The organism is Candidatus Acidulodesulfobacterium acidiphilum (assembly GCA_008534395.1).
GTDB classification, from domain to species: domain Bacteria; phylum SZUA-79; class SZUA-79; order Acidulodesulfobacterales; family Acidulodesulfobacteraceae; genus Acidulodesulfobacterium_A; species Acidulodesulfobacterium_A acidiphilum.
Map to the genome: position 1 here is coordinate 1 of SHMQ01000047.1, position 12,433 is coordinate 12,433.

At 36.3% G+C, this 12,433-nt stretch carries 9 protein-coding genes; all 9 read right to left on the bottom strand.

Going from position 1 to position 12,433, the window contains the following annotated elements:
- Window positions 1–96: 96 nt before the first annotated feature.
- The 9 genes from EVJ48_09660 to EVJ48_09700 all read right to left on the bottom strand — a co-directional run bounded on the left by EVJ48_09660 (window position 97) and on the right by EVJ48_09700 (window position 12,395).
- Window positions 97–1,548: an MFS transporter gene (locus EVJ48_09660; GenBank protein RZV36994.1), complete on the bottom strand. Its 1,452-nt coding sequence runs from the start codon at window positions 1,546–1,548 to the stop codon at window positions 97–99.
- Window positions 1,549–1,665: 117 nt separating this feature from the next.
- Window positions 1,666–2,847 (bottom strand): hypothetical protein, encoded by a 1,182-nt coding sequence (locus tag EVJ48_09665; GenBank protein RZV36995.1) that lies wholly within the window; start codon window positions 2,845–2,847, stop codon window positions 1,666–1,668.
- A gap of 183 nt (window positions 2,848–3,030) precedes the next feature.
- Window positions 3,031–3,435 carry a biopolymer transporter ExbD gene (locus EVJ48_09670; GenBank protein RZV36996.1) on the bottom strand — a complete coding sequence of 135 codons (405 nt, stop codon included), beginning with the start codon at window positions 3,433–3,435 and terminating at the stop codon, window positions 3,031–3,033.
- A 71-nt stretch (window positions 3,436–3,506) separates the two neighbouring features.
- Window positions 3,507–4,223, bottom strand: a complete 717-nt coding sequence (locus tag EVJ48_09675) for a MotA/TolQ/ExbB proton channel family protein (protein ID RZV36997.1) — start codon at window positions 4,221–4,223, stop codon at window positions 3,507–3,509.
- A gap of 92 nt (window positions 4,224–4,315) precedes the next feature.
- Window positions 4,316–5,017: an energy transducer TonB gene (locus EVJ48_09680; GenBank protein ID RZV36998.1), complete on the bottom strand. Its 702-nt coding sequence runs from the start codon at window positions 5,015–5,017 to the stop codon at window positions 4,316–4,318.
- A 33-nt stretch (window positions 5,018–5,050) separates the two neighbouring features.
- Window positions 5,051–5,833 carry a hypothetical protein gene (locus EVJ48_09685; protein RZV36999.1) on the bottom strand — a complete coding sequence of 261 codons (783 nt, stop codon included), beginning with the start codon at window positions 5,831–5,833 and terminating at the stop codon, window positions 5,051–5,053.
- Window positions 5,834–6,045: 212 nt separating this feature from the next.
- Window positions 6,046–8,235, bottom strand: a complete 2,190-nt coding sequence (locus EVJ48_09690) for a quinoprotein amine dehydrogenase, beta chain-like protein (protein RZV37000.1) — start codon at window positions 8,233–8,235, stop codon at window positions 6,046–6,048.
- Window positions 8,168–8,938, bottom strand: coding sequence for a hypothetical protein (locus EVJ48_09695; GenBank protein ID RZV37001.1), 771 nt, complete (start codon window positions 8,936–8,938; stop codon window positions 8,168–8,170). The genes EVJ48_09690 and EVJ48_09695 overlap by 68 nt, the downstream gene beginning before the upstream one ends.
- A gap of 1,003 nt (window positions 8,939–9,941) precedes the next feature.
- Entirely contained in the window at window positions 9,942–12,395 is a 2,454-nt protein-coding gene (locus EVJ48_09700; GenBank protein ID RZV37002.1) for a TonB-dependent receptor, read from the bottom strand.
- Window positions 12,396–12,433 lie beyond the last annotated feature (38 nt).

Here is a 12,433-nt window from a genome sequence, read left to right on the forward strand (position 1 = left end):
GCTTTTGAATATTTCATTGCATCAGTCGTTTAAGTTAAACGAAATTTTAATCATTTTTTTGCGATATATTTTTATTATATCATATAAAATTTAAAATTAAGCTTTATGCGTCGCCGCTGATGCCGCAACCGATATTTTGTCGTCTTCTATGTATTTGTCTTCTTGTCCGACTTCTCTTAAAGACATTTCTTTAGTCTCAGGCAAAGCAAAGGTGGTAAGTATAGCGCCTAAAATCGCAATTACAGCAAGTATCAAGAATGTTCCTTTGACTTTAAAAGCGACCATTAAGAACGGAAACAAGAGCGTACCAAGAAATGCGCCGAATTTTCCGCTTCCTGCCGAAATGCCGTCGCCTAACCCTCTTATGGGAGTCGGGAATACTTCCGACGGATAAACGAAGGTCGTTACGTTTGGTCCAAATTCGGTAAATATGTAACTCATGCCGAATACCAGCATAAACATAGCGGGGATAAGTTCATATCCGCCGAAACTCGTAAAGGAAATGATAAGATAGGCAACCGCCATACCGATAAATCCGACGGTCTGTATAAATTTCCTTCCTAATTTATCCATGCTGAATGCCGCTATCCAGTAAAACGGCGCCGCAAAAACTACAAAAACTATCGTCGATAAAGCAAGGCCTTGGATAAAACTGCCGTGAGGCATAATAGATTTCATAACGAGCGGCAAACTTATAGAATTTCCGTAAAAAGCCCAGTCCAACAAAAACCAAGAACCCGCCGTTCCGAGAAGCCTTAAATTATTAGGATAGGTAAACATATCCGTCCATTTTGTCTTTAATTTGACGCCGTTTTCGTTTTCGGATTTTTTTGGTTCGGCGGCCACTATTTTAGAACCTGTTATGTCGTTAATAGCGGCAACCGTTCCCGAAACGTCTCCTTTTGCGTCAAGACTGTAATACGGCGTCTCTTTAATCTTTCTTCTTAAGTATATTACGCTTGCGGCAGGTATAGCGCCTAAGCCGAGCAATATTCTCCATGCCGTATCGTGCGGTACTCCGAGCATTATAATAAGAATAGCCACCATAGGACCGACTACCAATCCTATTCCTTGAAGAGAAAAAACCATGGAGACTAATTTTCCCCTGTCTTTCCTGTTTGAATATTCGCTCATTATTATCGCGCTTATCGGATAGTCGCCGCCGATTCCGATACCTAAAACTATCCTCCATATTATAAGCTGGGTAATATCCTGTGAAAAAGCGGAACCTATCGCGCCTATCGTTAAGATTAAAACTTCCAAGCCGTAAATAGCTTTTCTGCCGAAAATATCCGAAACCCTTCCAAAAATATATGCTCCAAGCGCCGCAGCAATTAAAGACGAACTTCCCAGCAGCGCAATTTCCGGCGTCGTTAAGTGCCATATCGGAGTAAGCAGAGCAATAACGACCCCGATTATGAAAAGGTCGTAAGCATCCGTAAAAAAACCCATTCCGGCCGTAAACATCGTCCTGAAATGATGCCTTACAAGGTCGATGTCGTCAACCTTATTAAGCAGGTTATTCCTTAAATCTTTAGCAGATTCCATTAATAATTCCTCCTCTTAAATTAAATTGAATAAACAACCTTAATTTTATTATTAATTAAAATTCTATCAAACTAATGTTACAATTTTGTGACGTTTATGTTAAATTTTTGTAACATTTTAAATATTAAATGCATCATCGAAACCGTCAGCATATCTATCTCTGTCGGTTAAAGGGTCTATCCCCCACAGATTTTCGACGTATTTAAGAACGGAGGCGTGTTCGTGCCTTATATTTGAAACGTAACCTTTTTTGACGAACGGCGAAATAATTATACAGCCTACTCTCATTCCGAGACCGTAATAATCTACTATGGGCGGCACTACATGGTCGTAAAAGCCGCCGCATTCGTCCCAGTTTAAAAATATAGCCGATTTTGAAAATAAAGGGCTTTTTCTTAAAGCTTCAATTCTTTTTACCGTATATAACATTCCGGTTTTAACGTTTGCCGGCGGATGCTCGGAATGAGCAAAATCCGGTACGAGCCAGCTGAACTTAGGAAGCGTCCCTTTTTTTATATCCTCAAAATATTCTTCGGCGGGTCTTATTTTATTCCATAAGTTTTTATCTCTTTTGAAACTTTCAAACCATATCACCGGCACCCAGTGATGAACGTATTTATGTGGATTAGGCCAGCCCTGCACGTATATTTTCCAAGAAATCTTGGCTTTTTCGAGCCTGTTAAAAATCGTCGGAAACTCGTATGGTTTTCTCGGCGGAGCATCGGTTATGTGCCCGTTCGACTGTCCTGCTATCTGATAAAGCCTGTTAGGCTGGGTAGGACCCATAATAGAATGAAAATAGTTCTGACATAGCGTATAATTCGTAGCATAGTAATAATAAGGCGAAAGGGCTTTTTTCGTATCGTAGTAACCCATAATAACCCTGTAGTCGTTGACGGGCTGATTAATTCCGTTTAAGAAATATCCGTCCATTTTACCGTTATTATATATAGTATGTAGAGCATCCCAAGTATGATTCGGGTCAACATGATCCGGCGTTACGTAACTAAAACCTAAATCGTAAGGTTTTACGCTTCCGCCCATTCCGTCGGTTATTCCAAGTTCCCTTACTCTTGCAGGCTGTCCGTTTACGGTGTCGTTCATCATTCCGAAATAGTGGTCGAAACTTCTGTTTTCCTGCATTATTAATACTACGTGCTCCGGTTTTTTATATTTATTTAATGCGGCGTTTGAAGTATTATCTATGGCGGCATCCGCTTTTTTAAGATTAATGCCGTTCAAAAATAACCCCGATAAAAGACTTAATCCAGTCATTTTTACAAAATCTCTTCTGTTCATTAATTAGCCTCCTTAAAATCATTATTTTTACATTTATATATTTTACGGCATCTTCTCATTTCAAAAAAAGATTTGTGCGGAAAAGTTTCGCCTTTCCGCACAAACATCCTTATTTCCGATAGGGGGACTGGAGATAAAGACAAAATTTTATATAAATAACATTTTAAATTAAAATAACATTAATTACTTCACGGGATTTACGGCTATAGAAACTCTTAAAAAACCATCTTTTTTTATAATATCGATTGTTTTCACCACCCTTTTTAAATAAATTTTTTTATCGCCGTTTATAATAATTAAATCTTTTTTATTAGCGACTCTTTGCTTCAATAAAGCCGGTAGGCCTCCTAACGTCGTTCTTTCTTTGTTAAGGTAAACGCCGCCGTTTTTCTTTAAAGTAATAGTATAATTATGCAATTTAACCGTCGAACCCTGCGAAGACTTAGGAAGATTAACGTTTAATCCTTTCTGATGAACCATGGAAAGAGTCACGAATATAAAAAATATTAAAAGAAAAAACATAGTATCTATCATAGGTATCAACTCTATTCTGGCTTTTTTAGTTTCCTGTTCGTTTATTAGTTTCATATTTTGTGCTTATCGCATTCCTCCCTAACGTTAATTATAATAAGCTATTAGGATTATAAATTTTTATTTGCCTAACTTAATGCGGATTCATTAGCCGCTATTTTAACGTTTTTATTTTCAAACTGAATTCTTTTTTGATTAGAACCAAAACTGTTATTGTCCTTTAAGTCGTTTTTGCTTATAAAATTTTCGAATTGCAATACGACGTATTCCATCTGTTTTTTTATTGAAATAATTTTGCTCTGAAAATAATTAAAAAATCCTAAACAAAGTATTGCTATAACTAAACCTGCAGCCGTATTTAAAAGGGCTAATGCAACTCCTCCGGTAATTGCGGTAGGATGAGACACGCCTGTCTTGCTTATCACGTTAAACGAAATCATAATCCCAATTATTGTTCCAAGAAGTCCTAAGAGTGGCGCCATAGTTATTAACGTGTCCAAAACCCACATATATCTTTCCATCTCTTTTGTATGCCTCATTGCTTCTTCAGTAAGGACTTCGTCCCTTTCGTCTTTTGAGAGGCACAGGTTATTTAAACCTACTGAAAGAAGGGAAGAATATATTCCGGGATGTTCATCGCAGTATTCTTTTGCTTTTTTAAGTCCGTTATCCGTTTTTAAAATACTTTTGATTTCTTCGCTAAAAGACGAACCTGTTTTAAGTACGCTGTGCAAAAAATAAAATCTTTCTACAATTACCGTAATAGCGACTAAAAGCAAAACCAGCATAACATACATAAGCGGACCGCCGTCAAAAAGTATTCCGATGGTGTGAATTATGTTCATTATTTAAACCCTCCTTTAATTTATAAGTTATTTGAAAATATTTAAAATTGTCGTTGTAAAAAAATCTTGCCTTGCTTTACGCCTGTTACCTGTTACCGCCGTTTTAATTTAAAATGTATTTTTATTAAAAAAGTCAGCGAATTTCTTTTTATGCCTTTTGGAAAAGAAGGAAACGGCGAGGATATTTTTATGGTTTTAACTGCCGAAGTATTTAAAGTACCGTATTGCGACCCTTTTTCGATCTTCTCAAAAACCAAGTTTCCGTTTTTTAAAATTTTGAACAATACATTTACGTATCCTTCCATACCTTCTTTTCTCGCATACGTGGGATAGATTAAATTATTTACTATTTTTGATTTTATTTCCGCAAAGTATTTATCTAATATGCTTGCAGGTATTTTCGTTTGAACATGATAAACTGCCGGCTGTTGTATAACAGGATTAACCGCCGCCATAGGCGACGTTACCGGAATTTGATTTACCTTTATCTGTTTTACCGCCCTTACTACTCTTTCAACTTTTTTAATTATCGGTTTTTTATATACGACTTTCTTTATCTTCTTGACAGGAACGACCTTTTTTTTGTGATGAACGACCGCTTTCTTTTTTTTCGGCACGCTGATTACGGAAATAAGCAGCGGCTTTACCCGCTTAACGGGTTTCATATAATTCTTAATCATAATTGAAACTTCCGCTATTAACAGCAAAAAAATTACTTCAAGAATTATTGCTATAAAAAACGAATATTTTAATCTTGTATTTTTATCGGGAAATTCTTTAATTACGTTTTCCATAATTTTTATTTTTAAGATTATTTGTTTAGCGTATTATTTAAAAAGATTTCCTGTACTTTTTTTAATATTTTTAATTTCTTCGTCCTTTTTATAAATAATTGCTTTTTTATCTACATTAATAGCTTCAATTATCATTTTATTTCCCGGATTTAATTTTTTCGCGTGCATAAGGTCTTTCAAAGAACTGTTGAATTCTTTCAAACCGTATTCGGCTCTTCCTTTTAAAAAAAATGCATAATAATTTTTTGGATTCTTTTGTATTATTTTATTTGCATAATATATTGCTCTTTTTAAGTGCGCAGGGTTGCTGTTTTCGTAACTCATCGCAAGATTTAAAGTCAAAAAATCAACTAGTTTTTTGTCCGATGCATAACTTAATCCTTTTTTGTATTGATTTATTGAATAGTTAATTCTTTTTGTTTTTAAAGCTTTATTACCGCTTAATAAATAATTAAGGGCAATCCCGTTTTTTACGGACGATAAAAATTTATTCGGATTCTTAAAGTTTTTTGACTTTAATACGGAAATAATCGATTTTTTATAATAACCGGTGCTGGCTTCATATTGCTTTTTAAACTGAAGTATATTAGCCGCAAGTTCGTAAGTATATGGATTTTTATTTTCTGTCAAAGCCTTTTTCGCGTATTCCAAAGCGGAATTATATTTTTTATTTTTTAAAAAATTAACTGCTTTATTGTAATTTTTCTGCCATTTTACGCTCGATGCGGCATAAGCTCCGATTGCGGATGAAAAGATAATATACACAGATATTAAGCATAAAAAACTATAAAAAAATAATCGAAAATTTTTATTCATAAAATTAAATCTCCATATTGTATTACTTTATTTATTAATAGACTCCTCCTGAATAAACTCCTAATTTTCAGGAGGAGTAGTTTACCAACTTTTGTGAGGAGGAAGTAAACTTATATTTATATTTTACTAAATGAATGTTACGGGATTATTACATTTGTATTAAATTATGTTAAAATTTGTTACATAATCGTTACATTATTGTTTTATTTATTTTATTTACCTAATCCGATAAAATGCGCTACCGGAGCTTTTTCTTTTTCTGCAAGCGTTTTTATATAGGCTACGACTTTATGAAACGATTTAACCCCTTTTACTCCGAGCCATTCCTGCTTAAACTGCTGATAACCGTCGACTTTTAAAAGAGTAGTCGGTGTATATAGGTTTTTGCGGCTTATTTTAACAACTGGATTATTTCCGCTAAAATTTACGGGAACATATTTTTTAGGAAGTTTTGCGCCTAATTTTAACCTGAGTTTTTGCACCTGGGAACAAACGCCCGGGTTCAATCTCTTTTTTACCGTAATTTTTAAAAATTTATATGGCCTGCCGTTATCCTGTTTGCTAGTAAAACCGTTTATTATAACTTTGGCATTGGCGTCCCACTGGCTCATAGGCGGAAGATTAAATATCGCCTCTATAGTTTTTACTATCGAAACCTGCGAATATCTCTGCTTTATCAATGCGCCTTTTTTAACATACGGTCCCATCATGAGCGCAAAAGTTCTGTGCGCTGAAATATGGTCTGCTCCGGATTGCGCATCGTCTTCCGTTAAAAATACGAGAGTATTTTTCCATATTTTAGAGCGCGATAGAAAAGATATTATTTTACCTGTCGCTTCATCATTATTAGCCACATAATACTGAGGCGTATAATAGCAGGGGGCTAATCCTGCCGTATGATCGTCCGGCAGCCAGATATAAGTAAAATCGGGAAACTTATTTTCTTTTAGTCTTTTTTTAGCCCATTTTATAAAAATTTTAGCCCTCGTCGTGTCCAATATATCCCTGTTCCAACCCGGATATTCGGATACGACGTGAGCTTCCATCTGCCTGTTTACTCCATTAATGCGGGTATGCGCTACAAATTCGCCAAAATCGGCAAAACTTATATGATGAGACAACATATCGTTGAACAGATACAATTTATACGGATATGAAATCCAGATATTAGTCAAATGAACATGTAATTTTTTCATAAGCCTATTTCCTATATATGCCGGATTTAAAAAAGTATCGTCTTTGTCCGGTATCGCAGGCTTTAATAAAGTTCTGCTTTGAGGATATCTTAGTCCCCTGCCGGAATAATTTTCCGGCCATACCCTCTGAACGTAATCAGAATCGGATGCTCCAGTCGTCCATTCATGACCTTGAGCGGTTACCTCGCCGTCTGCGTAAAAATTTACGAACAGCGCATATTTATTAGCAAGTTTGTATAGATTGGGAAGCTCTTTTTTATTATACAAATCGAGATGCGGATCAGCCCATTTACCTGCTCTGGCGTAATCTCCCAAATCTTCGTCGAAGGTTTTGTTTTCGCGCAGAATAAATACTATATGTTTGATATGTTTTCTTAGGAATTTTATTTCCGCTTCTTCTTTTGCTTTTCTTGCCGCCCTTTGTTTAAGCGTAAATCCGTCGTCTTTTAACGCTAAATGCGTTAAATAGCTTTTATTTTTAAAAAAATACTTTATGCCCACTTTTTGAACGGCTCCGTGCATAAAACTGCATATCCATTGATATTCCAAGTTAGGTCCCGCGCTCAAACCTTTAGCGTCGGTAATATAAATTGATTTGCCGGAAGAAGTAAGCGACGTCGGATACCATGCTGTCTGAATTAGACCTATGGGTTTATAATCCGACAAATTAAATGCTTCTACGTCGTTATTGCCTGCATTGGCTACAAAAAAATATTTGCCGCTTATGGTTATTCCGTCGGGGTAACTTCCGTATGGAGCATGTTTATAAGGGCTTATGTGAATAATTTTGACGACTTTAAGACTTTTGGTATCTACTACAAATATCCTGTCGTTGTTAGATGCGGCGATTAACGATATAGGAGTGCCTGAAACCGAAGCTATAGCCGTCGGATGCATTCCCGATGACGGCATCGGATTATTATCGAAGGATATTTTCCCTAAATATTTAAGTGACGGGGTGAATAACCTTACTTCGTCGCCGCCCCAGTCGCTTACGATTAACCTTTTTCCGTTATCAGCCTGACTTACGGCAAAAGGATACGGTCCCGCGTTTGCGTATTTTATGACGCCCGTTTTTAAGTTTATTTTTGCGATAGAGTTTGAAAGCAAACCCGTTGCATAAATATATTTTTGGTTATCAGATAAAATAACGTAATCCGGATAAAAAAAAATAAGGTTTGATATTTTCGTGCCCCTGATACTCATAGGGGTACTGGTTTTTTGGAAATTGCTGCCATTTAAGTCGGTAGCTTCTCACAGCTTTAAGCCTGCCGTTAATGTATTTAACCGCTAAAATATTTCCGGAAACGCCACCTGCCGCGTAAATAGTTCCGTTTTTGTTTACGACAAGACCTTGAAAAAAACTTTGATTTCTAATAATTGTAGTAGGTATAGTAGAATTCGGAACGCGCGCAATACTGTCCGCATATATCAGCGACGTCGCATAACCTTTATTTTCTTTAATATTAGATTTTTTGGCATACTGGACTATAGGACCCAAATACGGCAAATTAGACTCGCCTTCAAATGCTTCCAGTACCGCAAGCGGCTTTAAACTCTTTCTATTGTATAGCTCAATTTTTTGAATCTTTTTTGAAGGGTTTGTAAGGACTACAACATAATTTTTATAAATTTTTACGTTAGTCGGAAAATTTTCCGTCGCGCTTAATAATCCGACCGGACTTATTAAACGGCCAGTCGGAAGTTTATGTGTATATTCCTTAATATTTTCCTTTGTTATTTTAACCGGAATATGTTGAAGAAATACGCTCGGTATATTGTGATTCGGGATGAGGTTAGCCGCCGAAGAACTTTCCGCATGTCCAAACAAAAATATTATTAAAATACTTATAACAGGTATTATAATAAAAATTTTAGATTTAATATTTCGCTTTGAAGTAAGTTTCATAAATATACTCCGCATCTTAATTTATTAATTTACGTTTCTAAAAAAATACGTGCGGAAAATCTTTTAAAACTTTCCGCACATACTTGCTTTAACTTTGAGAAGAGAGGAGAAAGATAAAGCAAAAGTTTATAATTGTTATCAATTAAAAATTTATATAATCAAAATTTAAAACTTCACTGATGCGTTAAGCATAAAGAACCTTGGGAGACCGGGCATAACGGTTTCATAGGTATAATTAGAATTGCCTGGTATAGAATTATATCCTATATAACCCCATGCGTTATAATTTCTGTTAAGGATGTTATCAACGCTTAACTAAACTTTTACGCCTTTAAATTGGGCGTTTTTTAAAATTCCGATATTTTTAAAATTAAAGTAATGGCTTAAATTCAAATGCGCTTTATAATCTATAAAAATAAAAACATTAAATTATTTTAATTACTTTAATTCGTTCAGTTGAACCTGATTTAAAAAAAACTAGATTTGATAATATCTTATCAAATAAATGTTACACCTTTATGAAATTTTCGTTAAATAATGTTAAATTTTGTTACAAAATTATTACATTTTTTGAATTTTATATATTATTTCTAAAATGATTTGAAAAACGGATGAAGGAAAGAAAATATCAACTTATTTATTTATTTTTAAAGTTTAAACACCAAATTTAAATAAATCTGACAGCAAGACTTTTTAATTTACGTTTCTAAAAAAATACGTGCGGAAAATCTTTTAAAACTTTCCGCACATACTTGCTTTAACTTTGAGAAGAGAGGAGAAAGATAAAGCAAAAGACTTAATTATTTATTATTTATTAAAGTTAAAACTTTACCGATGCGTTAAGCATAAAGAACCTCGGAATGCCCGGTAAACCTTGGAAATAGTTATATGCTGGTCCATTGTTTAACATTATAATATTAATATACATATCAGCAACGTAATATTGTTTATTTATTTAAAATATTATCATGTTTAAAAACATCAAATAATTTAGATCTTAAGCTTAAAATTTAAATGATGTCGTCACATAGTAAAATCTTGGCATTCCGGGCAAATATTCAGCATAAATGGCGTTTGAATTTGGGTATGTGCTGACAAATCCCGGGATTGCGCCGGTAAGATACTGTCTGTTTAAAATATTGTCAATGGATAAGCTGAGTTTCATACCTTTAAGGCCGGCTTCTTTTAATATGCCCATTTTTTTAAAGTTGAAATAACGGCTAAGATTTAAATTAAACAGCCAGTAACCGCCAAGGTGGAACGCGCTTGTAGGATTTCCGTTTATGTCTTCTACGAACTGCTCGCCCGTGTATGTCCCCCACAACCTTGCGTCTATATTATAATAGTTTTCGTCAACGCCGATATTTGCAAGATGCCTCGGTATAAACGGAACATTTTCACCCGGTAAAACATTTCCTGCCGGACCTGAATAGGTAGAAGTAAACTTTCCGGTATTTAACGAATAGTTTGCAAAAACATTCAGATGGCGGTTAAAATCATATTGTCCCTCAAGCTGTAAACCCTCATACCGCGACCTGCCGCCGTTTGTCTCATAGGTAACTTCCGTTGCGGTATTTAAATATGTACCGAATGTATTGGAAAAGTCTTCTTTATACACATTTGCCGAAAGTTCGAGATTATCTAATCTGTACCTCGTTCCAAGTTCGTAATCGGTAACATATTCGGGCTTTATTCCGCTTAAAGATGTGGTAAAGTTAGTTCCGTTATAAGAAGTCAGCACGGATTCGTAAGCGGTATAATTTGGAGCTTTCATCGTCCTTCCGTAAGTTGCGTAAAAATTCCAGTTTGGAAGTAGATTATAGCTTAAACCAATCGTGGGTTCTATTTCGGTAAATGTATCCGATACCGTCCCGCCGTACGGATAAAGGGACGGCCATGTTTCGTTTGTTGCAACGCTCATATCCACTATTTGATATTTAACGCCAGGCTCGATAAATAACTTATCGGGAATAATGTCCACCCTGTCTTGCGCATAGACCGCATCCATATTCTCCGTACCGTGTTCATTATCGGCAATATTGTAAAAAGGCGCGACAGGCCCGTAACTTTCTCCGTAAAACGACTCTATTTTGTGATATCTTCCGAAAAGGAATTGTCCGCCGAGCGTAAGCACATTTCTCGGAAATCTAACGGTAACCGAGGGAATATCGCCGAACTGGCTTACATTCACGGCTTTATAATGGTTATCTGTTCCGTAAGCAAATCCGGGAGTAAAGCCGTTTGCAATTGCCGTAGCGCTATTTTGACCGTCAAGAAACTGCGGGTCTGGATTATAAGTAGCGGTGGGAACAGGCGTTAACGACCAGTTTCCACTTCCGAAACTTAAAGAATAAGGCTGCACGCCGTTAATATAAATGCTCGAAGGTATATCGCATGACGCCGTGCTGATTCCAGCGCTGGCGGCACTTGTATGGCATGCCGGGTTTACATAAAGATTTTTTGCCATATTTTCATTAAAGTAAAAACTCTTATTGTCAAAGGTAAGATCTCTGTTTATATAAGCCTTCCAACCAAGTATGGCGTAATACTCCTGATTGTAAGCCTGCGCATTTTCGACGGAAGTCGGCCATCCCCAGCTATAGCCGAACTGATCAAGCAGCGGTACGGGAACGAGGTGCGGGTCGTTTGCGTAATCGTCATTTCTCATAAATATGAACGAAATATGCGATCTGTTGTTATTATACGGCTTAATAAGGGACATATAATATGAATGGAGCCTGTTGGGGTAAGCTGAACCGTCATACCAGTTGTTCGCGTCGTCTCTTGATACCTTCAAATACATTCTGATTCCTTCCCAGAGCTTGCCTGTATTCAAAGCAAAACCGTAAGTCCTTGTGGCAAAAGAACCGTAGCCTCCGAATATCTTGGCGTAAAATTTGCTGGTCGGCATCAATGGTTCATAGTTTATCGTGCCGCCAAGGGAGTCAAAGGAATCAATACTTGGATTATTCACGCCGTAATAAATCCCGACCCCGGAAATATCGCCGAGCGTAAACGGAACGTTGTTCCTAACATCCATATAATTGGAAGAATCGCCGTCAAACATGTTGTTAATCGGCACGCCGTCAAAGGTCTGTGCAACCTCGCCTGTGCCAAAGCCCCTTAATTCGACGCGCGAACGGATATTATTAGGACCGCTGGTACTTGCGTGTATGGAAGGCGCTTGATTTAATATCGTCTCGAAGGAGTTCATAGGCGATTTTGTTGCCTCGATAGCCCTCTTTTTAATCTTCGATACTGTAAAAGGCGTCCTTTTCACTTTCTTAGCTTTTTTCTCGGCTTTTAAAACGATTACTTTGGCATTTGCCTTAGACGGGGCATAAAATGCAGCAAATACCGACAGGGCAATAAACAGGATTAGTTTAAATTCAGTCCTGTTTAACCCTATCCCCAAACCAATCTTTCTTAACTTACCATCAGGAACTTTCAATTTCATTTCTTTTCTCCTTTTTTTTGTTTTTGTTATTATTTTAA

What these genes read in the sequence shown, in the direction of transcription:
- EVJ48_09660 (RZV36994.1), bottom strand. Translation starts at nt 1,548, where the DNA reads ATGGAATCTGCTAAAGATTTAAGGAATAACCTGCTTAATAAGGTTGAC.
- EVJ48_09665 (RZV36995.1), bottom strand. Translation starts at nt 2,847, where the DNA reads ATGAACAGAAGAGATTTTGTAAAAATGACTGGATTAAGTCTTTTATCG.
- EVJ48_09670 (RZV36996.1), bottom strand. Translation starts at nt 3,435, where the DNA reads ATGAAACTAATAAACGAACAGGAAACTAAAAAAGCCAGAATAGAGTTG.
- EVJ48_09675 (RZV36997.1), bottom strand. Translation starts at nt 4,223, where the DNA reads ATGAACATAATTCACACCATCGGAATACTTTTTGACGGCGGTCCGCTT.
- EVJ48_09680 (RZV36998.1), bottom strand. Translation starts at nt 5,017, where the DNA reads ATGGAAAACGTAATTAAAGAATTTCCCGATAAAAATACAAGATTAAAA.
- EVJ48_09685 (RZV36999.1), bottom strand. Translation starts at nt 5,833, where the DNA reads ATGAATAAAAATTTTCGATTATTTTTTTATAGTTTTTTATGCTTAATA.
- EVJ48_09690 (RZV37000.1), bottom strand. Translation starts at nt 8,235, where the DNA reads ATGAGTATCAGGGGCACGAAAATATCAAACCTTATTTTTTTTTATCCG.
- EVJ48_09695 (RZV37001.1), bottom strand. Translation starts at nt 8,938, where the DNA reads ATGAAACTTACTTCAAAGCGAAATATTAAATCTAAAATTTTTATTATA.
- EVJ48_09700 (RZV37002.1), bottom strand. Translation starts at nt 12,395, where the DNA reads ATGAAATTGAAAGTTCCTGATGGTAAGTTAAGAAAGATTGGTTTGGGG.